Source organism: Pedococcus dokdonensis, assembly GCF_900104525.1.
In the GTDB taxonomy this organism is placed as follows: Bacteria; Actinomycetota; Actinomycetes; order Actinomycetales; family Dermatophilaceae; genus Pedococcus; species Pedococcus dokdonensis.
On record NZ_LT629711.1, the window covers coordinates 2,940,590 to 2,965,221 of the forward strand.

General features: G+C 71.2%; 13 protein-coding genes. 2 read left to right on the top strand and 11 right to left on the bottom strand.

Going from position 1 to position 24,632, the window contains the following annotated elements; genetic code table 11:
- Positions 1 to 59: 59 nt before the first annotated feature.
- Entirely contained in the window at positions 60 to 1,490 is a 1,431-nt protein-coding gene (locus BLQ34_RS13875) for a glycosyltransferase 87 family protein (protein WP_091786637.1), read from the bottom strand.
- Complete coding sequence (locus tag BLQ34_RS13880) at positions 1,487 to 3,781, bottom strand: transglycosylase domain-containing protein (protein WP_091786640.1); 2,295 nt, start codon at positions 3,779 to 3,781, stop codon at positions 1,487 to 1,489. Before BLQ34_RS13880 ends, BLQ34_RS13875 begins: the two co-directional genes overlap by 4 nt.
- A 198-nt stretch (positions 3,782 to 3,979) precedes the next feature.
- Between BLQ34_RS13880 and BLQ34_RS13885 the strand changes: the two genes are divergently transcribed.
- On the top strand, positions 3,980 to 4,576 hold the full coding sequence (locus BLQ34_RS13885) for a PadR family transcriptional regulator (RefSeq protein ID WP_091786642.1): 597 nt from the start codon (positions 3,980 to 3,982) through the stop codon (positions 4,574 to 4,576).
- Between the two features lie 10 nt (positions 4,577 to 4,586).
- A complete protein-coding gene (locus BLQ34_RS13890) occupies positions 4,587 to 5,678 on the top strand; it encodes an inositol-3-phosphate synthase (protein ID WP_091786645.1) in 1,092 nt (363 codons plus the stop codon).
- A 432-nt stretch (positions 5,679 to 6,110) separates the two neighbouring features.
- Here the strand turns inward: BLQ34_RS13890 and BLQ34_RS13895 are convergent, their stop codons facing one another.
- The 9 genes from BLQ34_RS13895 to BLQ34_RS13935 all read right to left on the bottom strand — a co-directional run bounded on the left by BLQ34_RS13895 (position 6,111) and on the right by BLQ34_RS13935 (position 24,624).
- Positions 6,111 to 6,587: a hypothetical protein gene (locus tag BLQ34_RS13895; RefSeq protein WP_091786648.1), complete on the bottom strand. Its 477-nt coding sequence runs from the start codon at positions 6,585 to 6,587 to the stop codon at positions 6,111 to 6,113.
- A gap of 93 nt (positions 6,588 to 6,680) precedes the next feature.
- The gene (locus BLQ34_RS18840; RefSeq protein WP_157693056.1) at positions 6,681 to 7,904 is read right to left on the bottom strand and encodes a hypothetical protein; all 1,224 of its coding nucleotides are present in this window, start codon (positions 7,902 to 7,904) and stop codon (positions 6,681 to 6,683) included.
- 171 nt (positions 7,905 to 8,075) lie between these two features.
- Positions 8,076 to 8,375, bottom strand: a complete 300-nt coding sequence (locus BLQ34_RS13905) for a hypothetical protein (RefSeq protein ID WP_091786650.1) — start codon at positions 8,373 to 8,375, stop codon at positions 8,076 to 8,078.
- An 83-nt stretch (positions 8,376 to 8,458) separates the two neighbouring features.
- A complete protein-coding gene (locus tag BLQ34_RS13910) occupies positions 8,459 to 8,728 on the bottom strand; it encodes a hypothetical protein (protein ID WP_091786653.1) in 270 nt (89 codons plus the stop codon).
- Between the two features lie 88 nt (positions 8,729 to 8,816).
- Positions 8,817 to 13,337 (bottom strand): FtsK/SpoIIIE domain-containing protein, encoded by a 4,521-nt coding sequence (locus BLQ34_RS13915; RefSeq protein WP_172829410.1) that lies wholly within the window; start codon positions 13,335 to 13,337, stop codon positions 8,817 to 8,819.
- Positions 13,334 to 15,760, bottom strand: a complete 2,427-nt coding sequence (locus BLQ34_RS13920; RefSeq protein ID WP_091786659.1) for a transglutaminase family protein — start codon at positions 15,758 to 15,760, stop codon at positions 13,334 to 13,336. The genes BLQ34_RS13915 and BLQ34_RS13920 overlap by 4 nt, the downstream gene beginning before the upstream one ends.
- Complete coding sequence (locus BLQ34_RS13925; protein WP_091786662.1) at positions 15,757 to 17,235, bottom strand: DUF58 domain-containing protein; 1,479 nt, start codon at positions 17,233 to 17,235, stop codon at positions 15,757 to 15,759. Before BLQ34_RS13925 ends, BLQ34_RS13920 begins: the two co-directional genes overlap by 4 nt.
- A 2-nt stretch (positions 17,236 to 17,237) precedes the next feature.
- Positions 17,238 to 18,206: an AAA family ATPase gene (locus BLQ34_RS13930; RefSeq protein ID WP_091786664.1), complete on the bottom strand. Its 969-nt coding sequence runs from the start codon at positions 18,204 to 18,206 to the stop codon at positions 17,238 to 17,240.
- 82 nt (positions 18,207 to 18,288) lie between these two features.
- Positions 18,289 to 24,624 carry an Ig-like domain-containing protein gene (locus tag BLQ34_RS13935; protein WP_157693057.1) on the bottom strand — a complete coding sequence of 2,112 codons (6,336 nt, stop codon included), beginning with the start codon at positions 24,622 to 24,624 and terminating at the stop codon, positions 18,289 to 18,291.
- Between the last annotated feature and the right edge of the window lie 8 nt (positions 24,625 to 24,632).

Here is a 24,632-nt window from a genome sequence, read left to right on the forward strand (position 1 = left end):
AAAGAGTACCGGCCCGCACGGACAACACCGAATCGTCATCCACAGGCCCTCCGGCGGGGTCAGGCGAGTCGGACCAGCAGCCGGTCGGGCGAGCCCGCGAAGTCACCGGCCAGCTCGTCCGTGTCCTCCGACTCGGGAGTCCTGGAGGGATCCGACGGGTCCTGGCCCGTCAGATCCCTCAAAGACTCGAGGTCGAGGTCGAGGTCGTCGTCGAGGTCGACCACGGGCTCGCGGGCGGCCGCGGTGTGCCAGACCCGCCAGACCAGGTACGCGACGGCGGCCACGCGGAGCACCAGGAACACGGCATACCAGCCGGGCGGCAGGCCGCGGTCGGGCTTGGACAGGCCCCCGACGTAGAGCCACACGGTCACGAAGTGCAGCGCCTCGGCGCCCGCCCACACCCAGTGGTCGCGCCACCGCAGCCCGCACAGGGCCAGCAGCGGCAGCAGCCACAGCGAGGCCTGCACCGGGAAGGCCTTGCCGGTGAGCAGCGCGACCGCGACGAGCACCAAGGCGACCTCGGCGACGGAGGGGCGCACCGCGGTGCTGAGCGCGAACACCGCCCCCGCCCCGACAGCGACCAGCACGCCGGCGACGGCGAGCAGCGTGGTGGCGCCGGTGGGCAGTGGGTGGCCGAGCAGCTGGGGGATCATCCACGGCGAGCCGAGGCCGGCCGCGCTCTCCCACCAGACGCGGGTGGAGCGGACCACGGCCGAGGGGTTGGCGACCAGGAACGGCAGCAGCACCACGCCGAACGCCCCCGCCGCCGCGGTCAGGGTGCGGCGCACCGCACCGAGCCGACCGGTGCGCAGGCCGAGCAGGACCAGCGCCAGCAGGATCAGCACCGGGTAGGTGCGTGCCGCGACCCCGAGACCGAGCAGTACCCCGGCCGCGACCGGGCGACGGCGGCTCCACGCCCAGAGACCCGCGCTGGCCAGCGCCACCCCGAACAGGTCGGGCGACAGCATCGCCGTCATCAGCAGCACCGGGCTGAAGGCCACCTGCGCCGCGTCGGCGACGTGCAGCGGCCGGGCCGCGGCGGTGAGGTAGACGATGGCCAACGCCAGGGCGGTGCCGAGCAGCGCCCACAGCCCGAAGTACCACCGGGTCTGGTCGAGGAACGACCCGTCCGGCACCAGCCCGCCGACCCACGCCATCACCGCACCGGTGAGCACCGGGTGGTCGGCTCGAGCGCCGTCGCCGGCGACGTAGGCGGCCAGGCCCTCGTCGAGGTTGCCGATCTGGTAGAGCGCCGGGAGGTCGGAGAAGCAGGCGTGCCAGAACTGGTCGGAGCCGGTCCAGCCCTTCTGTATGCAGTGCGCCCGCTCCGCGACGGACAGCGCCATCGTGGCCGCGGTGGCCACGAGCAGCGGCACCACGGCCGCGACCCACGAGACCGCCCGCGCCGACACGTGCCGGCCGAGCGGCCCGCCGGCGACAGCCAGCGAGCCGCTCGGCAGGACGTCCGCGCGACGGGGCGGGTGGGTCACTGCGGCTGGGCGGTGGTCGTCGCTGGGGCCCCGCCGAGGGTGATGGTCGGCGGCTCCGGCGCCGTGGTCGTCTTGGTGGGCTTGCCCGTCGTCTTGGTCGTCGTCGGCGGGGTGGTCGTCGGCGGCGCGGTCGTCGTCGTGGTGGTCGTGGTCGTGGTCGTGCTGCTGCTCGTCGTGGTCGGCGGCGGCGTGAAGACCTGGTCGTCGCCGAGACCCACGCGCTTCGGGAAGTCGACCACCTTCTGGCCCTTGAGCGCGGCCTCCATGAAGTCGGTCCAGATGCGCAGCGGCACGGTGGCGCCGGTGAGCTCACCGACCCCCGGCACGTTGTTCATCGACAGCTCCTCACCGTTCTTGCCGGTGCTGTAGATGCCGACCGCGGTGGCCAGCTGCGGGGTGTAGCCGTCGAACCAGGCTGCCTTGTTGTCGGTGGTGGTGCCGGTCTTGCCGGCCGCGGGACGCCCGAGGTTCTGCGCGTAGGTCGCGGTGCCGCTCTTGACGACCTGCTCCATCGCGTCGATCGTGTCGGCCATGACGTCCTTGTCGAAGGCCGCCTTCTTGACCGGCTTGACCTTGTAGTCGAGGTCGCCGGGGCCGCCCTTGACCGTCCTGATGATGTAGGGGGTGGCCCGGGTGCCCTGCGCGGCGATGGTCGCGTAGGCGTTGGCCATGTCCAGCACGGTGACGTGCGACGTGCCGAGGACGTTGGCGTAGTTGGTGCCGAGCGGCTCGATCTTGCGGGCCTTGGCCTGGGCGTCGCTGGGCAACCCCGCGGCGATGGCGGCGGCCTTGGTCGCCTCCGGGCCGACCTTGATGTTGAGCTGGGCGTAGACCGTGTTGACCGAGTGGCCGGTCGCCTCGCGCAGGTCGATGTTGCCGAACTGCTCACCGGCCCCGCCGCCGAAGTTGGCGACGCCACCGCGGCGCAGGAAGTCGGTCTTGGCGGCGGAGTCCTCGAACTCCTTGAAGTACTGCGGGCTCCGGCCGTCGAACTTGGTGTGGGTGCTGATCGGCTTGTCCTGCGACAGCCCCGCCAGCAGCGCGAAGACCTTGAACGTCGAGCCGGCCTGCATGGTGGCCTGGGTCGCGGTGTTGAACTGGTTCTTCTGGTAGTCCGCACCGCCGTACAACGCGACGATCGCGCCATCGCCCGGCTTGATCGAGGTGAGCCCGGCCCGCAGCGTCGAGGTGCCCTTGCCGGTGGGCATGCGGTCCTTGACCGCCGCGACCGCCGCGTCCTGGGTCCGCTTGTCGATCGTCGAGACGATCTTGTAGCCACCCTTGTCGATGTCGGCGTCGGTGAGCTTGAGCTTGCTCTTCAGCTCGCGCTTGACCTGGTCGACGAGGTAGCCGGTCGGGCCGGTCGCCCCCGTGGTCTTGCGCGGCTTCTGCAGGGTCGGGAACTTCGCGGCCGCGCGCTGCTCCGGCGTCAGCCAGCCCTCGGTGACCATGCCGTCCATGACGTACTTCCACCGCGACTCGGCGTTCGCCTTCTGCTCGGCGCCCAGACCCGGGTCGTAGAGCGAGGGGGCGCGGATCACCGAGGCGAGGAAGGCCCCCTCGGACGGGGTCAGCTTGGAGACGTCCTTGTTGAAGTAGGCCTTCGAGGCGGTCTGGATGCCGTAGGCGCCGCGGCCGTAGTAGATCGTGTTGAGGTAGTTCTCGAGGATCTGGTCCTTGGACTCCTGCTTGGCGATCTTGATCGAGATGATGATCTCGCGGCCCTTGCGCGACAGGGTCTGGTCCTGAGTGAGGAAGTAGTTCTTCACGTACTGCTGGGTGATCGTCGACCCACCCTGCGTCGCGCCCCCGCGCAGTCCGACCCAGACCGCGCGGGCGATGCCGGTGGGGCTGATGCCGGAGTTCTGGTAGAAGTTGCGGTCCTCGGCGGCGAGGTGCGCCTGCTGCACCGGCTTCGGGACCTGCGACAGCTTGACCGACTCGCGGTTGACCTCGCTGATCCGGTCCATCTCGGTCTTGCCGTCGGCGTAGTAGATGATCGACGCCTGCGCGTTGGCCAGGTCGTTCGGCTTCGGGGTGTCGATCAGCGAGTAGGCGAGGAAGAACGCGACCACGGCGAGCAGGAAGCCGACCAGCGCCGTGATGCCGAGGCCCTTGAGCCACTTCTTCCGGCGGCCACCCTTGGACCCACCGCCCTTGGCGCCGCCACCCTTGGCCCCACCGGCTCCCCCGCCGGTGCTCGAACCCCGCTGGGCGGTGCCGGCACCGCCCCTGGAGGCGCGTTGCGCGGCCTTCGCCTGGGCGCGCGTCTTCGGACGTGAGGTACTCATGGGGCCTTCCGGATCGGCATACACACGGCGCGGTGGTGGCCTCGTGGCCACGGCTGCGCGTCGTTGACTGACGCTCAGTATGACGGGCGATCTTGAGAATCTCGCATTCGCCCGACGAAGGCCGGGCGACCCGGCCAGTCGAAAGGTCACGATTCCCGAGATATATCGGCTCGATATATCTGGTGTACAGTTCCGCACATGAGTCGTCGATCGGAGCTCCTCGAGTTCGCAGTCCTCGGGCTGCTGCACGAGAGCCCCATGCACGGGTACGAGCTGCGCAAGCGGCTCAACGCCGCGCTCGGCGTCTTCCGTGCCCTGTCCTACGGCACCCTCTACCCGTGCCTGCGTGGTCTGCTCGAGTCGGGGCTCATCTCCGAGGCGAGCACCGCCCAGCCGGCAGCCACCGCGGGCTCCAGACGGGCTCGGATCGTCTACGAGCTCACCGCGGACGGCAAGGAGCAGTTCCAGGAGCTGCTCAAGGAGGCCGGGCCGACGGCGTGGGAGGACGACACCTTCGACGTCCACCTCGCGTTCTTCGCCCGCACCGAGGCCGAGGTCCGGCTGCGGATCCTCGAGGGGCGTCGCAGCCGGCTCGAGGAGCGCCTCGACACGATCCGCGCGAGCTCGGCGAAGAACCGCGAGCGGTTCGACACCTACACCGCCGCCCTCGAGCGGCACGGCCTGGACTCCGCCGAGCGCGAGGTCCGCTGGCTCAACGAGCTGATCACCGCCGAGCGGAACATCCCCTCGGCCACCCCCAGCACCACCACCTCCACCCCCACCCCCAACAAGTAGGAGTTCTCCCATGGGATCCGTCCGCGTCGCCATCGTCGGCGTCGGCAACTGCGCCAGCTCGCTGGTCCAGGGTGTCGAGTACTACAAGGACGCCGACCCGGCCGGCACCGTCCCCGGGCTCATGCACGTCCAGTTCGGTGACTACCACGTGAAGGACGTCGAGTTCGTCGCCGCCTTCGACGTGGACGCCAAGAAGGTCGGCTTCGATCTCGCGGAGGCCATCGGCAACTCCGAGAACAACACCATCAAGATCGCCGACGTGCCCCCGACCGGTGTGACCGTGCAGCGTGGCCACACCTACGACGGCATCGGCAAGTACTACGCGCAGACCATCGAGCAGTCCGACGCCGAGCCGGTGGACATCGTCCAGGTCCTCAAGGACACCCAGGCCGACGTGCTGGTCTCCTACCTCCCGGTGGGCTCCGAGGTGGCCGACAAGTTCTACGCCCAGTGCGCGATCGACGCCGGCGTGGCCTTCGTCAACGCCCTGCCCGTGTTCATCGCCTCCGACCCCGAGTGGGCCGCGAAGTTCGAGGCGGCCGGCGTGCCGGTCATCGGTGACGACATCAAGTCGCAGGTTGGCGCGACCATCACGCACCGCGTGATGGCCAAGCTGTTCGAGGACCGTGGCGTGACGCTGGACCGCACCTACCAGCTCAACGTCGGCGGCAACATGGACTTCAAGAACATGCTCGAGCGCGAGCGCCTCGAGTCCAAGAAGGTCTCCAAGACCCAGGCCGTGACGTCCAACCTCACCGGCCCCCTGGCCGGTCTGGTCGACAGCAAGAACGTCCACATCGGCCCCTCGGACTACGTCGCCTGGCTCGACGACCGCAAGTGGGCCTACGTGCGCCTCGAGGGTCGCGCCTTCGGTGACGTGCCGCTGAACCTCGAGTACAAGCTCGAGGTCTGGGACTCCCCCAACTCGGCCGGCATCATCATCGACGCCATCCGCGCGGCCAAGATCGCCAAGGACCGCGGCATCGGCGGCGCGCTGATCAGCGCCTCGTCCTACCTGATGAAGTCCCCGCCGGTGCAGCGCGAGGACACCGAGGGCCGCGCCAAGCTCGAGGCCTACATCGCCGGCACCGAGGAGCGCTGACCGGAGCGCTGAGCGCACCCCAGCCACCCGGCATACCGAAGGGCCCCTCACCGACACGGTGAGGGGCCCTTCGCCGTCGTGGCCTGGCGCGACTTCTGGCCACGGGTGCGGGGTGTGCGGGCCGATCAGGGGCCCACACGGCGCATGGCTGGCCAGAAGTGCGGGTATGGCGCGACTTCTGGCCACGGGTGCGGGGTGTGCGGGCCGATCAGGGGCCCACGCGCCGCATGGCTGGCCAGAAGTGCGGGTATGGCGCGACTTCTGGCCACGGGTGCGGGGTGCGCGGGCCGATCAGGGGCCCACACGCCGCATGGCTGGCCAGAAGTGCGGGTATGGCGCGACTTCTGGCCACGGGTGCGGGGTGCGCGGGCCGATCAGGGGCCCACACGCCGCATGGCTGGCCAGAAGTGCGGGTATGGCGCGGGGCCTGGGTCAGCGGGTGATGCGGGTGCTCGCGATGACCTGCTCGACCACGGGGACGTCCGCGTCGACACCGGCGCCACCGCACGAACCGGTCACGTGCACGAAGTCCTGGAGCGCGTCCTCGCGGGGCAGGCTGGCGAAGGCGTGGATCTGCCGGATCGTGCCGAACTGCGGGTCGAGCCAGGACACGTCGACCCGGTGGAACTCCTGCTCACCGATCTGGACGGCCCGGATCTCGCCCACCTCGGCCTGGGGGCGCTGGTCGACCGACCCACGCAGCTCCATCAGGGCGTCGGCCGGCTGGTCGTTCTCGGGGCGGGTGCCGAGCCGGATGATCACGTTGGGGGTGAAGTCGGCGTTGACCTCGATCTGCTTGGCGGCCAGCGCCACGGCCGGCGCGGACACCGCCTCCCAGGTGTCCGGCACGTCGATGCTCACCGCCGGCGGCGCGGGGAAGCGGTCGGAGGGGTAGCTCAGGGTGCTCATCGTGGGCCTCTCAGCGGGTCAGGCGGGCGGTGCGGACAAGGGTGGTCGGGGTCGCGCGGACAGGGTTCGCGGTGGGGCGTCGGGCGCCCCGGTCTACCAGGGCGGGTCGAACCCGATGTCGAACTTGATGCCGCCACCGATACCGAGGGTGGCACCGACGTCGACCGACACCCCGATGTTGTCACTGCTGATCTCGGCGTCGGCCTCGGCGTGCGCGCCGATGCCGTAGGAGATCTCGCCACCCACGCCGACGTCGACCGGTCCGAGGTCCTGGCTCACCGAGCCCTCGGCCTTGCCGCCGGCGAAGACCTCACCGCCGGCGTTGACCTTCGCGCCGTCGAGGCCGAGCTTCACACCGGCGTCGGCGTTGGCCTGCGCCCCGACGTAGGCCTCGCCCTTGGCCTGGGTGCCGTAGCTGTTGGAGTACTCACCGCTGACCTTCGCGACGTAGGCCCCGGCCATCAGGCCACCGGAGGCCACCAGGCCGTCCTTGGAGATGCCGGCCTCGTAGTCGGCCTTGCCCTCCGTGCCGAGCAGCTCGGCCGAGACGTGGTTGCCGTCCTCGTCGCCCCAGGTGTGGCCGAGCACCTGCTCGTCCCACAGCTCCTTCTCGCCCTCGGCGACGGTCATCCCGACGTTCAGCTCGGGCTTGTCGAACTCGCTCTTGTCCCAGACGCCCTCACCGTCGCGGTGCCGGTCCTCCTCGTCCGCGTCGTTGACCCCGTCGTTGTCGTCGTCGACGTCGTCGCGGTCGGGCACGCCGTCGTCGTCGGTGTCGTTGTCGTCGACGGTGTCCTGGTCGTCGGGGATGCCGTCGTTGTCGTCGTCCTCGTCGCTGTTGTCGTCGACCCCGTCGCGGTCCTTGTCGTCGGCGTCCTCGGGGTTGCTGTCGCGGTCGTCCGGGACACCGTTGTTGTCGTCGTCCTCGTCCTTGTCGTCCGAGGTGCCGTCGTTGTCGTCGTCGGTGTCGGTCGCGTCGGGGTCCCCGTCGCCATCGGAGTCGCCGGAGCCCCCGGGCCCGTCGCCATCGCCGCCACCGGTCACACCGGAGGCGAGCTCCTGCTCGCCGATCTCCTCGGCCAGCCTCTTGGTCAGCTCGTCGACGCCGCCGGAGCTGGCGTCGAGCGACGCGCGGGTGGCCGGCCAGGCGTTGAAGAAGGTGGTGGCGTCGCCGCCCACCCAGACGCCTCGGAGCTGGCGGACGGCCTGCTCGGCGTTGGTGGTGGCGTCGGTCAGCTCACGATGCACCCGCGACAGCTGGTCGGCGATGGAGCGAACCTTCTGGTTCTCCATGCCCTTCTTGTCGGTGCCGCCCATGGCGCTCTGCCTTCGCAACAGGTGCCACGCGGGGCACGGGGTTGGGTGGGTGGGTCAGGGGAAAGCTCGGGTGGAACAGGGAAGTGCTCGGGTGGATCAGGGAGTGCTCGGGTGGAGGTCACGCCGGTGGCCGACCCTGCCTGGGCAGGACGGCCACCGGCGTGCACGGCCTCAGTTGGAGGCGGCGCGCTGCTCGGCCAGCTCGGCCTGCAGACGCTTGTGCATCTCCTGCACGTCGAGCACGGTCTGGTCGATGTGCGTGGAGTCGTTCTTCCACTGGGACTGGAAGCGGGTCGAGTCCGGGCCGTGCCAGGCCGCGGCCAGCTTGTGGGCCGCCTGGTCGGCGTCCTGCTTGGCGTGCTGCAGGTCGGCCTTGGCCTTGCCCAGACGCGAGATCACGTCGTGGACCTTGGCCGTGTCCATCCCCTTCTTCTCGCCGCCGCCGCCGCCGCCTTCGGGAGTGGGAAGCATGGTTTTCTCCTCTTCTGCTCAGAAACTCGTGGGTCGTGCCGGATGGTCGTGCTACGTGCTGGGTATGCGGTGCAGGGACTCGCTCAGTGCGAGGTCTGGTCCTGCTGCTTGGCCTCGGTGCGGATCTGGTCCGCGGCCTTGGTCAGGCCGCTGGCGGCCTTGGTCAGGTCCGCGGCGTACTGCCCGTTCCACTTGGTCTCGAACTTCTTCTGGTCCTCACCCCACCAGCTGCTCTTGAGCTGGCCGATCAGGTCGTCGATCTCGGCCTTGGCCTTCTTGATCTTCTGGGCGGAGTCGTCGAGGACGCCTGCCTGGGCCCGGGCGACGCCGGTCTGCATGGAGAGCTCAGCCATGTCTGTTCCCCTCTTTCATTTCGTGAGTGCCGTTGGCACCCAGTCGGTTTGGTTGTCGTGATGAACCTATGGGCGGTCCTGCGGCAGCTCAATGGGGAGGACTCCCCACCGGTGCCGCCTTCTCAGCTCGGGCCGTTCCCACCCCTGTGGTGGTCGTGGACAGCGGCAGAGCCACCTGGAGAAGCTCGGGGTTGCCGCGCCGGACCAGGAAGCCACGCCCCTCGAGGAGCTGGTCCCGGCTCACGCCGCGGTAGTCGGCGGAGAAGGCCGAGGCCTCGTCGCCAGTGGGCTGGAGCGACACACCGGAGCGCGACGACTTCAGCGCGCCGGACATGCCGTAGTTGGAGTTGAAGAAGCCCGAATCTGCTTCTGCCACAACGCATTGCTCCGAGTTGACGACGGCCTTGAAGAGCTCGACCAGGTCGTCCTCGGCCATTGACCCGTCGAAGTCCTGCGCGCGCTCGACGACGACGAGCATCGTGGCACCGGAGGGTCCGGCCTCGACCATCTCGTCCTTGAGCCGCTTGGCCAGCGCCCGGCAGTCGTCGACCCCGACGGCGGTCTCGGTCCACAGGCCGGCGGCCCGGGTGAGCGCGGAGCGGCGCGGGCTGAACAACCAGCAGCGCAGTCCCGGGCGCGCCCGCTGCGCCGCCTGGGCCATGGTGAGGACGGCCGTCGTGCGACCACTCCCCGACGGCCCGAGGACGAGCTGGCTGCCCCGCAGCTCGAAGCCGATCGGGCGCATCGTCGTGGAGGACAAGCCGATCGCGGGGCGACCGGCCTCGTCGACCGTGGGCAGTGACGCGAGCGAGAGCGACTCGGGCAACGACAGGATCGGCGGCGCCTCGGGCACGCCGGCCCGCCGGACCCCCTCGGCGAAACCGTGGATCGCGCGGGCCTGCACGGTCGAGTCGGCCGACCCGCCGAGGACCGCCACCTGCACCTCGCGGTCGTGCACGATCGCCCGCCCGGGTGGGGAGCCCAGCGACAGGACGTCGGCGTCGACGTCGAGCGAAAGGTAGTCGTCCATCGTCGCCATCCTGAGCACCACGCGGCTCTGGATCGCGGACGAGAGCCCACCCCACAGCCCGTTGCGCTGGTCGGCGGTGACGACGAAGTGCACCCCGACCGGGCGTCCGTCGCCGGCCAGCGACGTGAACAGGTCGAGCCAGCGCTGGCCGGCGTGGCTGTCGTAGGCCGCCTGGAAGCTGGTCAGCCCGTCGACGAGGACGATGATCCGAGGCTCCTCCGGGGCACCGGCCAGTCGGCGGTAGTCGGTGATGGTGGCCGCGTTGACGGCGGAGTAGCGCAGCGCGCGGTCGTCGATCGTCTCGCGCAGCATGGTCAGCAGCCGGACCACCCGCTCGTGGTCGCTGGCGTAGATGATGCTGCCGACGTGGGGCAGCGGCTCGAGCATCGCGAGACCGCGGTTGCCGAAGTCGAGGCCGTAGACGTGGCACGGCCCACCGCGCACGGTGAACCCCGCGGCGACGGCGATGGTGCGCAGGAAGGCGCTCTTGCCGGCACCGGAAGCCCCGAAGACGGCGAGGTTGCCCTCGACGTCGGGGCGGAAGCTGATCGGCGGCTGCGTCTGGCTGTCGGGGTCGTCGCTGATCCCGATCACCAGCTCGTCGTCGCGGCGCCGGGTGGGCAGGTCGGCCAGCTCGTAGACCGGGGCCATCTCGGGCAGCCACGGCTTGCGCGGGTCGGGGATCTCGGCAGCCTGCTGGGCCGCGCCGATCTGTGTGACGACCCGCTGGATGTCGGTGGGCCCGAGGTCCTCCTGCACGACCTCGTGGGACTCCTCCACGACCGGCAGCTCCCACGGCGTGCCAACTCCGAAGCCCAGCGTCTCCACGTCGAGGGAGGTGGGCGGGGCCTCCCCGGTGGACCACCCACCGGCATACCCCGTCTGGAACGGCGTGAGCCGGCCGGGACCGGACTTGGACACCGCGCGGCCCGGCAGGGCCGGGTCGAAGTAGGCGGCCACCTGGGAGCCGAGCACGTCGTCGCTGTCGGCCTCGTCGGCCATCCGCAGCGCCATCCGCAGGTTGGTGTTGGCGCGCAGGTTGTCCTTGATCACACCGGCCGGGCGCTGCGTCGCGAGGATGAGGTGCAGGCCGAGCGAGCGCCCCCGCTGCGCGACGTTGACCACGCCGTCGACGAACTCGGGGACCTCCTGGACCAGGGCCGCGAACTCGTCGACGACGATGACCAGGCTCGGCGGCGCCGCCACCTCGCCGCGACGCTCGAGCTCGACGAGGTCCTTGGCCTTGTGCTGGGCCAGGATGTGCTCGCGGTGCTTGAGCTCGGCCGAGAGCGAGGCCAGCGCCCGGCGCACGAGGTGCGGTGACAGGTCGGTGACCAGGCCGACGGTGTGGGGCAGGTTGACGCAGTCGCGGAACGCCGAGCCACCCTTGTAGTCGACCAGCAGGAAGGTCAGCCGCTGTGGCGAGTGCGCCACCGCCATGCCGAGGATCCAGGCCTGGAGCAGCTCGGACTTGCCGGCGCCGGTGGTGCCGCCGACGAGGGCGTGCGGGCCGTCGGCGCGCAGGTCGATCGAGAAGGTGCCGGCCGCGGACTGGCCGATCACGGCCCGCAGGTTGCCCGGCTTGGGACGGGCCACCGGCCCGGCGGCGTAGGGGCCGGTGAGGATCGAGCGGTTCTCACCCCAGCGCTCGATCACCGGACCGGGCGCCTCGGCCAGCTCGGACCCGACGAGGTTGACGAACGACACCGACCGCGGCAGGTCGCTCTCGTCCTCGACCGGCACGCCGGAGTCGACCAGGGGCGCCATCTGCCGGCTGAGCTGCTCGACGGACGGGGCCTCGACGTGGTCGGCGTCGACCGGCATCCGCACGACGGCCTCGCCGACGTAGCCGACGACCGCGTCACCCTGCTGCGGGCCCTGCTCGACGAAGGTGCGGCAGGCCGCGGGCAGCGTGGCGGTCGTCGGCGACACCCAGAGGACCACGATGCCGTAGCGCCAGCCCCGCTCGGCCAGCTGGACCAGCCGGCTGCGCTCGATGGGGGCATCGTCCTCGACGACGACCAGGACGACCGGACGCCCCGCGGGCAGCCGGGGCGCCTTGAACGCGCCCTGCACCGGGCCGGTCGAGTCGTCGGCCGGCTCGGCCGAGGGCTCACCGCTGGCGATCAGCTCCTCGAGCTCGGTGACGAGGGTGAGGCTGGCGGGTCCGGTGTTGGCGAGGTGCCGGGCGTCGATCGGGCTGTGCGGCGAGGCGGTGTGCGGCACCCACTTCAGCCAGTCCCAGTCGCGCGCGGTCGCGGGCGAGCCGACCGCGGCGACGACGAGGTCGGCCGGTGAGTGCAGCGCGACCGCCTGGACGACGACGGCGCGGGCTGCCTCGAGGGCGCGCTGGCGCGGGCCGGAGATGCCGATCGCCCCGCTGCGCAACGGTTCTGCGACGACCGGGACCGGCTGGACCGTGCCCATGCCCTCGACCGCCTGGGACGCCTCGAGCCAGGCCTCGGCCCGCGAGCGTCCGAGCTCGGGCAGCTTGAGGGTGTTGCGCGACGGCAGCTCGCCGAGTCCGAGCCGGAACTCGCAGAAGCCCGGGTCACCGGGTCGCCGGGTCCACAGGAGCGTCGAGGCGCTGCCGACCGCCTCGACGGCCTCGGAGCTGGCGGGGTGCTCGGCCTGCCGGCCCTCGACCTCGCGGACCTGCTCGTCGCGCAGCTGCTCGACCATGATCTCGAGGTCCTCGCGGAACTCGGCCAGCGCCTGCTCGTAGTCCTTCTTCGCGTTGCGGCGCGACTCGAAGTAGTGGCCGAACAGCATGGCCGGCGTCAGCAGCAGGAACAGCAGGAAGAGGGGGTTCTTCTGGATCGCGAAGAGCGCGAGGCCCATCACCGCCGGGATCATCGCCGAGATCCACGGCGGGCGCTCGGGCTTGGGCCGCTCGGGCAGCGCCGGCATCGGGAACTCCTGCCCGACGTAGAGCGGCGCGATCCGGGGTGACCGCGAGAACGGCAGCGAGGTGCCGCGCGCAGGCGCGAGCCCGGTGCCGCCACCGGCCACCCGCACCTCGACCTCGGTCTCGCCGATCTTGAACCGGTCACCGCTCTTGAGCACGGCCCGGTCGACCTGCTGGCCCTGCACCTGGATGCCGTTGGACGAGCCGAGGTCGATGACCTCGAGGATGTCGGTCACCAGGAGGCGGGCGTGCCGGCGCGAGACCTGCGCGTCGCTCAGCTGGATCTCGCAGCCGCGACCGCGGCCGAGGTATGCGGTGCCGGCCGCGAGCGGGACCTCGCGGCCGGTGTCGGGGCCGGCCACCACGACGGCGGTCGCCACGGGCTGGCCGCGGTCGGCATACCCCTCGGTGCGGCGGGTGACCGCGACGTGCGCGCCGGAGCGCAGCCCGCTCTCGGCGATGGTGGCCCGTGGGTCGACGGCCCGGTAGCCCTCGGCCACGTGGGACAGCGTGAAGTCACCCAGCCCGGGCTGGGCGGGGGTGATGCCGCGCGCCGGGTCGGCGAGGACCAGGTACTCGGCGAGCTGACCGACGGTCGTCGTGCCGTCGACGGTCGCGACGAGGTCGGTGTCGACGTCGCCGGACGAGCGCAGGGTGAACTTCAGCTTCACGAGGCAGCGGTCCTCCGGGTCAGGGCGGTGAAGGTCGAGCGGGTGCGGCGGCGGTCGGGGGTGGCCGGGCCACGGGCGAACAGCGGTCGCGGGTCGATGTCGGAGCGCAGCCGGCGCCAGAAGTCGCAGTTGGCCCGGAGGTCGCCGCGCGCCTGGTTGGTGGACCGCCAGTAGTCCCGCGCGTCGTCCGACTCGGGGGTGCCCGGTCCGAAGATGAGCGCATTCGCCTGGGTGGCAAGGCCATTCGCGCTCTCGAGTCGGCCCAGCGCCCCGGCCTGCTCGAGCCTGGTGGCGCGCCTGGGCAGGGTGTGGCCGTAGGACCGGGCGCTGTTCATCAGGTCGTCCCAGGCCCACGCGATGCGGGCCGTCGTGGTGCCACGGGTGGCGTGCCGTCGACGACGCCAGGCCTTGGCCCCCCGGATCAGCCAGTACACGGCGACGAGGGCGAGCAGGGGCAGCAGCACGTAGAACACCAGCCAGCGCAACCAGGTCGGCCAGGAGGCGGGGTCGAACAGCTTCTTCGGCGGCTTCTTGAGGTTGACGGCGTTCTGGGCCTGGTCGGGTCCCTGCAGCACGCTCGGCGGGTTGACCCCGGCCGGTGGCGGGACGAGCGCGCCGATCTTCTGCTCGTCGGTCTTGGACTGGAGCTGGTTGGGCTTCTGGTTGCGGTTCGGCACGAAGGTGTCGGACAGCAGGGGCACCCAGCTGCCGGTGGCGTCCTGCACCTCGACCCAGGCATGCACGTCCTTGCCCCGGACCACGCCGTCCTGCGGCAGCTCGGCGCCCATCACGACGCGGGTCGGGATGTCGAACCGGTTGGCCACCAGCGCCAGCGTCGCGGCGTACTGCTCGTCGTTGCCGGCCAGCTGGGTGGCGCCGACGAAGCGGGCCAGGCGCCCGCGCGAGTGCCCGGCGAGGTAGTAGCTCTCGACGGAGTTCTTGGTGCCGCCGTCGGTGTAGGCACCGTCGTTCTTCATCGCGGCGGCGACCGCGCGCAGCTCGTCCCAGGGGTTCTGGGCGTCGGCACCCCAGGCCTCGACCCGCTCGTCGAGGAACCCGAGCTCCTGGCTCTGGGCGAGGTTGCCGGTGGCGGTGGCCAGCGAGGTCGGCAGCTTCTCGCGCACCACCCTCGTGGGCAGCAGCACGTCCATCGTGTAGCGGTCGCCGGCCGACACCCGGTCGGGGACGATGGCGGTGCTGGTGTCGATGTTGAGCCACAGCCGCGAGGCGAGCTGCTCGGCCCGCGCCCCGGCGAACTTCACGCCGGTGACCTGCCCCACGGTCGGCAGCCAGACGTCGGAGTAGCCACCCTCGGGGATGGTGACCTGCAAGGTGGCCGGCTTGCCCTCGCCACGCGCGCTGACCCGCTCGCCGACCTGCTGGAAGGCGGTGCCGGGGCGGGGCGAGTCGGCGCCCGCCCGGGCGCCGGCTCCCCAGACCCCACCGTCGTAGTAGTCCAAGGTCGCGAACCGCAGCGGCGTGCCCGCCGGTGCACCCGTCACCTTCATCAGCTCGGTGTCGTAGAGCTTGGCGTCGTTGGGCTCGGTGTACTTGCGGAACCCGGCCAGCGGGCTCGGGAACTGCGCGATGTCGAAGGGCGGGACGATCTCGGTGCGGGCCACCCGGCGCAGGTCGCCGTCGGTGCCCGGCAGGTGCGGGCCCGCCACCAGGCCGACTGCCGCGGCGAGCGCGAGCAGGGTCGCGCCGATGCCGGCCCGGGCACCCCGCCCGGCACCGTTCTGCAGGGGGGCGCGGGACCGGGTGCTGCGCACGATCATCCAGCCCACCGCCAGCAGGCCGAAGACGACGCCCTGCGCGATGAGGTTGGCCGGCTCCAGGGTGCCGAGCACGATGGTCAGGGCGAGCGCGGCCAGCGGCGGCACCACGACGGCATACCCGTGGGCGCGACGGCGCGCCACGGTGTAGGTGACGGCGGCGGCGACCAGTCCGACGATGAGGGGCAGGGCGAGCAGGGTCACCGTGGCGTCGACCGGCGGCAACAGCGTGAGCAGCCGTTTCCAGCCGTGCACGGCGGCCTGCAGGAGGTCCTGGATGGTGCGCCCACTGGGGAACACCCCGGCGACGAGGTGGTCGTTGACCGCGAGCGGCCCGCCGAAGAGCAGGTATGCCGCGGCGAGGCCGAGCATCGTCACGACGGACGGGAGCCGGTAGGCGGTGACCAGGTGCGCCACCAGCAGGCCGAGCACGAGTCCACCCGCCCCGGCGAGGATCCACTCCCAGCCGAAGAAGACGGTGCGGAAGCCGAACAGCGCCAACGCCACGAGCAGGGTGGTGAAGGCGAGGTCGACGAGGTCGTCGCGGCCGGGCACGAGACGGGTGCGCAGGGTGGCGGCCCGATCGGCGCGGCTGCGCTCGACCGGCATCATCGACTCGCGCGGCGGAGCGAGCGGGCTGGCGCTCACGTGGCCATCACCCCCATCAGCACCGCGCGCAGGTCGCCCAGCTCGTGGATGTTCATCAGGGTGGTGCCTCCGACGTTCTTGACCCCGACCCGTTGGTCGCGGTCGATGGTGAGGGCCACCCGCAGCACCTCGGACTCGAACCGGCCCAGCGCCCGCTGGACCTGGATGAAGGGCGTGGTGGACCCGGTGACCAGCACCGCCATCGAGGTGTCCGGTGCGAGCGACAGGCCCTCGCCGGCCATCGCGTAGAGGTCGCTGGTGCCGAGCTCGACCCGGGCCAGGGCGTCCATGGCCAGCGAGGCGCTCGTGCGCGACGCGGTCGAGTCGCGGCAGACGAGCGTGAAGTCCTGCTCGTCCATGTGGGCCCGCTTGGCGATCGAGGCAGCCACCGAGATCGCGGTCTCGGCGTCCTCCTCACCCCCGGCGTACTTGTCGGGGTCAGCGTCGACCACCACGGTCAGGTGCGAGCGGCGGGTGTCGAGGAACTGGCGCACGAGCAGGCGGCCGGCCTTGGCCGAGGAGCGCCAGTGGATGTAGCGGCGGTCGTCCCCGGGCTGGTACTCGCGCAACGCGTGGAAGGCGAGGTCGGACATCGACATCTCCTGCGTCGTCTCGCCCTCGAGGTCGCGCAGCAGCCCGGCGCCGAGCGGTTCCAGCGAGATCGTGCGCGGGTGCACGAACAGCTCGGTCACGTCGGTCCAGCGCAGCGTGCGCCGCACGATGCCGAGCGGGTCGCCCTGCACGGTGGTCGCGGGGCCCACGGCGATCACGCCACGGCGCTCGGTCGGCACGACGAACAGCTCCTCGTGCGCCTTCCCCGACCCCAGCGGCGGGAGCGTGAAGCGGGCCGCGCTGATCCCGACCGGCAGCTCGACCAGCAGGGGCAGCATGCCGCGGCGCGACTCGTTGGTGACCGCGATCCGGCCGGTGGCCGGCTCGCCGACGGTGACCCGCAACGGGTCGACCTCGGTGTCGATCCGCACCCGGGTGCGGCCCACGGCGAGCAGCGCGCAACACACCACCAGCGCGATCGCGGCCGCCCCGATCATGGCCCACTCGTCCCAGTCGGCGACCGCGGCCACCGCCCAGCAGAGCACGCCGAGCGCGAGGATGCTCCAGCCCAGCGGCGAGACCCAGCGCAGGAACGCCGCGACCGGGCCCCACACCGGACGGGTCGCCGAGCGCAGCCGCTCGGTGCGTCGCGACAGCACCCCACCGGTGCGCTGACCCGCCTGGGCGATGAAGGTCGGCACCCGCGGGCGGCTGACCGTGATCGTCGGGAGGGTCGGCAGGCGACGCGGACGCGTGCCGCTGGCGCTGGTCGGTCCCTCGCCACCCGGCGACCCGGCATACGGGGGCGGGGCGAGCGGTGACCCCGGCGCAGCGGCACGGCGACGACCACGGCGTCCCGACTGCTTCAGGTCGGCACGCCGCGTCGTGTGCTCCGCGGACTGCGTGGGGTCGGGCTCGCTCATGCTCAGGCGACTCGCTCGGCCGGCGGGGCGACCTCGGAGAGGATCTGGTTGATCACCTGGTCGACCGTGATGTTCGCGAACTGCGCCTCGGCGGTGAGCAGCAGGCGGTGGCAGAGCACCGGGTTGGCGAGCAGCTTCACGTCGTCGGGGATGACGTGCGTGCGGCCCTGGCTCGCCGCCCACGTCTTCGCGCAGCGCACGAACGCCAGGCAGCCACGCACCGACAGGCCCAGCTTGATCGACACGTGCCGGCGCGACTCCTCGGCGAGGCGGGAGATGTAGGCCAGGATCGCCGGGTCGACGTGCACCTCGTCGGCGAGCGCGGCCATCTCGGTGATGACGTTGCTCGTCACGACCGGCTCGAGGGCCTTGGTGCGGTCGCGGGTCTTGGCGTCCGCGAGGACGGCCACGGTGGCCTCGTGGTCGGGGTAGCCCAGGCTGGTCTTCATCAGGAACCGGTCCAGCTGCGCCTCGGGCAGCCGGTAGGTGCCGGCCTGCTCGATCGGGTTCTGGGTCGCGATCACCATGAACGGCTCGCCCACGGGGTGGGCCTTGCCGTCGACGGTGACCCGGCCTTCCTCCATGACCTCGAGCAGCGCCGACTGCGTCTTGGGTGAGGCGCGGTTGATCTCGTCGGCCAGCACGATGTTGGCGAAGATCGGACCGGGGTGGAAGTCGAAGGTCTGCTTCGCCGGGTCGTAGATCGTCACGCCCGTGACGTCGCTGGGCAGCAGGTCGGGGGTGAACTGGATCCGGCTGTTGGTGCCCTGCACGGTGCCGGCCATCGCCCGCGCCAGCTGGGTCTTGCCCGTGCCCGGGAAGTCCTCGAGGAGCAGGTGGCCCTCGGACAGCATGCAGGTCAGCGCCAGGCGGATGACGTGCTGCTTGCCGAGCACGGCCCGGTCGACGTTGTCGACCATCTGGGTGAACGCCTGGGCGAACCACTGGGCCTGGTCGGTGGTGACGGTCATGGGGTGTCGCTCTCCGTTGTGTTCGTGGTCGGTTCGGTGTTGCTGCAGGGGTATGCCGTGGTGCCGGGTTCGCGGGCCCGGCTCACCACGTCATCGAGTCCCGATGGCCGCCGCAGTTGACGCTTACCGTGCCGCCTGGGAACCCGTAGTAGTTGATGCTCTGCTTGGTCTGGTTGGCGCCGATCGACATGTCGTTCCAGCCCCCCACGTCGCGCCCGTTGGCCTGGAAGTGGCAGTTGGCGCCGCCGCTGAGGTTCTCCGAGCGCACCGAGATGTAGTGGCAGGCACTGGAGGTGCACGACCCGGATGCGGTGTGGCAGCCGCCGGCCGGGCACGAGTCACCCTTGAGGACGGTGACCTTGGTGACCGGCGGGTCCGGGATGCTGACCCGCTCCCACCGGGTCCAGCTGCTCCACCCACCGCCGTTGGGGGTGTGCGCCCGCACCCTGATCTCGTAGTAGTAGCCCGGCTTGCCGGTCAGGCTGTAGGACGTCGTCGGCGACACGGGTGTGATGACGCTGCCGAAGCTCGGCTCGTTGGTGCCGACCTGCAGGCCCATCTGGTCGACGTCGCGACCGCTGTCGGGGAAGGTCCACGTCCACGAGATCCGGTTGTTGTTCCGGGTGCCGTTGAGGTTGGCCGGGGTCTTGGTCGTCGTGTACGGCCGGTAGGTGTTGCTCGGCGGCGACCAGTCCGACCAGTTGGTGCCGTTGAAGGCCCGCACCTGCAGGGTCTGCGAGTCGGTCCCCATGTTGGTGATCGTCCACTGGCGCACCGAGCCCTCGGGACAGCCGCAGCTGACCTTGTCGGTGCGGCCGTTGCTGTTGCGCCACTGGAGCTGGGTGAACGAGCCGGACCGCGAGTCGCCGACCGAGACCCGCACGGTGGCGGACAGGTTGGGGCTGGGGGTCGTCACGTTCGGCCGACCCGGCACCTCGGGGATGCCGATCGAGGAGAAGGTGGTCGGGTTGGCCTTGTTGCCCTCGAGGTCCGCACCGTTGGTGGCGGTCACGACATACCGGTAGCTCGCACCGTCGTAGACGGTGGTGTGTCCCAGCTGGCGCTGGTCGGGCGACGTCGTGCCGATGGCCGACCAGGCGCCGCCCTCCCTGCTCTCGTAGACGGTGTACTTGGTCAGCGCCGGGCCGTTGGGTCGCACGGCGTCCCAGGAGATGGTCAGCCGTGAGGAGCCCTCGGCCGGTCCGGTGCCGGCGTTGTCGACGCGTGGCGCGGGGACCGCGGGCGGGGTGCCGGCGGACTGCATCCGCACGGCGGAGCCGAACGGGCCGTAGCCCAGCTTGTTCTTGGCCCGCACCTGCACGGACTGCTCGTCGTCGTTGGTCAGTCCGGCGACCGTCGTGCGCGTGGCGGGCGCCGACACGGTCGCCGACCTGATCGCGCCGGTCGAGGTGTCGGTGACCCGCACCTCGTAGGTGGTGACGTCGCTGCCCTTCTTGGCGGGAGCGGTCCAGGCGATGGTGAGCGAGCCGTCGCCACGCCCCTCCATCCGGACCCCGTTGACCGGGTTGGGCAGCGTGTCGGGCACGACCGCGTTGCTGTCGTTGCTCGCCGGGCTGCGCCCGATCGCGTTCACCGCGATCACCGCGAACCGGTAGGACTCGCCGTTCTGCAGGTCGGTGATGGTGCACGGCGACGCCGAGCAGTTCACCTCGCGGCCGCCCGGGCCCTTGACCACGACGACGTACCCGGTGATGGGGCTGCCGCCGTCGACGTCTGGCGGGAGCCAGCGCACCCGTGCGAACCCGCCGCTGACGCGGTCCGCCTCGGCCGCCACGGCGGTCGGGGCGTCGGGCTTGCCGAGGATCTCCACGGTGCCGCGCCCGGACGCGTTGCGACCGGGTCCGTCGGCCACCGAGACGTCGACGGTGGTCCGTCCGCGCGCGCTCGCGCTGGCGGTGAGGGTCAGGTCGCAGCCCGAGCGCGTGACGGTGAGGCCCGACCCGGGGGCCGCCGACGCGGCCGAGATGGTGCACCCCGGGGTCTCCAGCGGGGAGTCGAGGTAGGCGCGCAGGTTGATGGTGCGCGACGACCCCGCCTCGAGGCCGGAGACCGAGAACGGCCGCAGCCGCGGTGGCCCCAGGCTCGGCAGCGGGTTGCCGTTCGCGTCGACCTGGCCGCCGTCGATCCCGAAGACCGACACCGCGATGGTCGACTCGGGACCACCGCGCGCCTTGACGACGAGCCGACCGTTGATGCTGCTCGGCGCGCGGTTGCCCGCCTTGAGCTCGATCAGGCGGTCACCGGCACCGCTGGTGCGCAGGTCCACGTCCTTGGGCTGGGGTCGCCAGCTGCTCTCGAAGACGACGTCGTCGAGGGTCATGCCGACCGGTACCCACGCGTGGCACAGCGTCGGGACGTCGATCGTGCGCGGACGCCCGCCGGCGTTGAGCTTGACCGTGTAGCTCGGGCAGCGCAGCAACGGGATCTTCGGGCCGATCTGCACCGGGATCGAGACGTACGCGGTCTTGAAGTCCTTCTGGCTGACCGTCTCCTGGTCGCTCACCTCGAGCATCACGGCACCGGGACCGATGTAGCCACCCGAGGAGGTGAGCCGGAGCCCGGAGCGGCCGTCGGCCTCGACCCGCAGCCGGTCGCGCGGCGAGGCGCTGACGTTCTCGGCCGTGGTGATGCTGACCACGCGGGCCCGCGGCGACTTCACGTAGTCGCTGAGCTTGACCGCTTTGGTGGAGTCCTTGTCCATCTCGATCAACGCGCCCGAGACGACGAAGGGCAGCCCCGACTCGCCGGTCGGCACGTAGATCAGCGCCATCGCGGTGAGGCCGTCCTCGTCGGTGATGACGTAGGGGACGGTGTAGGGGAAGGGCTTGACCTTGACCCGGACCTGGTTGCCCTCGACGGTCGCGTCCTCGGGCGAGAGCACCGCGCTGATCTTGAGCGACTCGCGGGTGCCGTCGACGTCGCGGTCGTTGGCCAGTGCGTCGACGAGCGTCGTGGTCTCGCCCTGCTTCGGCTTGGCGGTGTCGTCGACGGCCACCGGCGGGTTCTTCGCATTCGGGTCGGGCACCACCGAGATCGTGGAGCGCGACGGGTCGAACAGCCCGTTGCTGATGCCGTAGGTCAGGTGCTGCACACCGGCCTGCGGCGCCGGCACCTTGGTCGTGAAGTAGGTGTTCGCCTCGTCGACCTTCCACTTGGACAGCTCGTCGGCGGGGTTCAGCGGTGCCTTGTACTCGAGCTCGATGGAGTCGCCGCGGGCGATCAGGTCGTTCTGCGTCGCGTCGACGGTGACCGTCTTGCCGGGCTTGGCGCGCACCTCGTCCTCGACGGCCACGGGCGGCTGCGGGTCACCCGGCTGCACCACCCCGATCCGCACGAAGCCCTGGCTGGTCGCGCCGAACCGGTCGCGCACCTCGTAGTTGAGGACCTCGGTCCCGGCTGCGGTCGGGTACGCCTCGTACCGGATCGTCGAGGGACCGAACCCGGTGACCCGGCCGAACCGCAGGTCGACCGCGCCGCCCTCCTGGCCGACCAGTCCGGCGACGGTCACGCTGTCGCCGTCGGGGTCGACGCCCGAGGTCGGGACCGTGATGGTGAGGGGGTCACCGGCCGTGACGCTGGTGGAGAAGCTGCGCGCCACCGGTGGCTGGTTGGGTGAGCCGGTCGTCGGCAGGGGCATGACCGCGATGGTGATCCGCCCGGTCGTCGCCTTCTTGCGGTCGCCGATCGGGTAGACGGCGTACTCGACCGTCACCGTCTCCTGGGCCGTGGGCGACCGGTGCTTCGGCACGAACCGGACGACGTTGCCGGACGCGAACGCGTAGCCGGCACCGTCGATCACCTTGACGCTGGCCGGGTCGAGCACGAGCGGGATGCCGTCGGCCATGCTGTCGTTGTCCATCACCGGGACCGTGGCGGTGTCCTGGGCGCGCACCACGGCCTGGTCGTCACCGACCACGGGCACGTTGCGGCTGTTGGCCGGGAACTGGGAGACGTTGACCTCACCGGTCGTCGTCTTCACCCCGTCGCTGATCGTGTAGGTGACGGTGCCGGTGCGCGGTCGGCTGCTCTGGCCCGCGGGCTCGAGCGCCTCGATGCGCACCCAGCGACCCTGGTAGATCGAGGGTCGCAGCCAGGTGCTGTCGGCGGCGACGGAGACCGAGCGGGTGACCAGCACGTCGGCGCGTGGGCTGTAGTCGTTGGCCAGGACGTCGGACAGCACCGGCGTCTGGTCGCGCAGCGTCGCCGCGTCGGGCACGGCCACCGGAGGGGCGTCGGGGTCGGGGTCGGCGATCAGGTCGATGCGGATCTGACCGGCCGAAATGCCACCGCCGACCTGCGCCCCGTAGCTGAGGGAGAAAGTGCCGGGGCTGGTGCCGGTGACCGTCACCACGCCGGTGTCGAGGTTGGTGTCGACGGCCAGCGCACCGGTCGACTGCAGCGCGCGGCTCAGGCGCATGCGGGCGTCCGGCTCGGTGGGGTCGGCCCCGGGGATGTCGTTGCCGAGGGGTTCGAGCTGGAGCGGCTTGCCGACCACCCCGCGCACGACGTCGGGCTGGGTCTTGGGCTTGACGAGCTCGTCGTCGGCTCCGAGCACCTTCATGGTGACGGTGCCGCGCGCGCCGACCCGGCCGTCGTTGACGGAGTAGGCGACGCCCTGGGTGCCGTCCTTCATGGGGGCCAGCACGTTGAGCCGGCCGAGGCCGTCGACGGACGACCCCTCGGCCACCGCCTCGAGGCTGAGCGAGTCGCTCTCGGGGTCGCGCCAGTCGCCGATGACCTGCACCGGGAGCAGCTTGCCGCGGATCACCGGGTAGACGGTCTTGCTGAGGTTGGCGGTGCCGGGCCGCAGCGTCGGGGGCGAGTTCACCTCGTCGGGCACGAGGGTGACGGTGACCTTGGCCTGCGACTTCTGCGGGGCCTTGCCGTTGTTGATCTTGTAGGTGAAGGAGAACGACTGGCGCTCGGGGTTGTCCGGCACCGATACGTCGATGCTCTGGCCGTCGGCCGCCACGCTCGCCGTGACGCCCTCCATGTCGGGGCGGCTGAGGTCCTCGGGCGAGATCGCCAGCACCGAGCCGGCCGCGTCGGTGTCGTTGTCGAGGACGTGCAGCTTCGACGTGCGACCGGGGCGGGCCTTGAGGTTGTCGTCCTTGGCCGTCGGCGGCTGGGCCACCGAGGTCTCGTCGATGAGGTTCTCGTCCTTCTTCTTGGTGTCCTTGGTGGTCTTCGGCGGCGGGATCAGCGAGTCCCACTCGTCGAGCTTCTTCGGCTTGCTGTCGAGGTCCCAGACCTCCCCGCCGTCGAGGTCGTTGAGGACGATCAGCCCGTGGTTCGTGCGCAGCGACACACCAGCGCGCACCGCCTCCTTGGTGGTCCGCACGATCGAGACCGCCGGCTGCGGCTGGTCGGAGCCGCCGCAGTCCTTGCCGTAGTAGTTGTTGACCTCACTGGCCCACGCGGCGTGGATGCACGACCCGCTGCGCAGCGGGCGGGACGGCAGCGGCGGCGTCTCGTTGTCGCCGATGCTGACCTCGACCCCGCCCTCACCGGTGGTGCCTTCCGAGCCGATCAGGCGCAGCGTGGTGGAGTCCTGCAGGCCCACCGTGTCGGCGTCCGGCCCGGGCTGCTGCAACGCGGCATACGCGGGCTTGCCCTCCTCGCGGGTGGTGCCCGCGTCGACGGCCTTGTCGCTGCCCTGGAAGAACAGCTTGTCGTCACCGGCGCTGTAGACGACCCACCTCGTGCCCACGGCGGTGATGTCGACGACCTTGGCGTCCTTGAGCTTGATCTGCTCGGTGACCGGCTTGCCGAAGCCGGCCGGGGTGCGGGGGATGGTGACGACCTTGCCGGTCGCGCCCGACACGGCGTGGATGTTGCCCTCGACGTCGACGGCCAGGGCCGAGACCGCACCGACGGTCGCGAGCCGCTTGGCCCCGTCGACCAGGCCCTGGAGGGAGACCAGCCCGACCTTGGGGTCGTAGGCCTGGCCCCACACCTTGCCGGTGCTCGGCGCGATCTTGGCGACGGTGCCGCCGCGCAGGTCGACGGTCCCGGGCACGAAGACGCGCTGGTTGGTGGCCACCCGAGGGGAGTGGACGAAGACGCCGCTGGAGTCGGAGAGCCGACCCGACTTGGGCTCGATGGGCGTGAACGAGCCGGACCCGACCACCAGCCCGGCCACGGCGTTGTCGTCCTGGAGGATGTCCACCGGTTCGCCGGGCCCGCTCGAGGCGACGACGCCGCCGTCGAACTGGCCGACCGCCTTGTTGACGCGCGCGAACCGGGCATCCTTGGCCGACGACACCCACACGCCACCGTCGGACAGCTCGGTCTCGTGCACGGTCTCGCCCTTGGACGTGACCGCGAAGAACGTCAGGCTCGTCGCGGCCAGCGCCACGACGAGGCCGGACGCCACCCCCACCCGTCGAGTCGACATCGGACTCA

Bases quoted from the DNA above. Each gene is read 5' to 3' on its own strand.
- BLQ34_RS18840 (WP_157693056.1), bottom strand. From the start codon at position 7,904: ATGGGCGGCACCGACAAGAAGGGCATGGAGAACCAGAAGGTTCGCTCC.
- BLQ34_RS13895 (WP_091786648.1), bottom strand. From the start codon at position 6,587: ATGAGCACCCTGAGCTACCCCTCCGACCGCTTCCCCGCGCCGCCGGCG.
- BLQ34_RS13890 (WP_091786645.1), top strand. From the start codon at position 4,587: ATGGGATCCGTCCGCGTCGCCATCGTCGGCGTCGGCAACTGCGCCAGC.
- BLQ34_RS13885 (WP_091786642.1), top strand. From the start codon at position 3,980: ATGAGTCGTCGATCGGAGCTCCTCGAGTTCGCAGTCCTCGGGCTGCTG.
- BLQ34_RS13930 (WP_091786664.1), bottom strand. From the start codon at position 18,206: ATGACCGTCACCACCGACCAGGCCCAGTGGTTCGCCCAGGCGTTCACC.
- BLQ34_RS13925 (WP_091786662.1), bottom strand. From the start codon at position 17,235: ATGAGCGAGCCCGACCCCACGCAGTCCGCGGAGCACACGACGCGGCGT.
- BLQ34_RS13905 (WP_091786650.1), bottom strand. From the start codon at position 8,375: ATGCTTCCCACTCCCGAAGGCGGCGGCGGCGGCGGCGAGAAGAAGGGG.
- BLQ34_RS13935 (WP_157693057.1), bottom strand. From the start codon at position 24,624: ATGTCGACTCGACGGGTGGGGGTGGCGTCCGGCCTCGTCGTGGCGCTG.
- BLQ34_RS13910 (WP_091786653.1), bottom strand. From the start codon at position 8,728: ATGGCTGAGCTCTCCATGCAGACCGGCGTCGCCCGGGCCCAGGCAGGC.
- BLQ34_RS13880 (WP_091786640.1), bottom strand. From the start codon at position 3,781: ATGAGTACCTCACGTCCGAAGACGCGCGCCCAGGCGAAGGCCGCGCAA.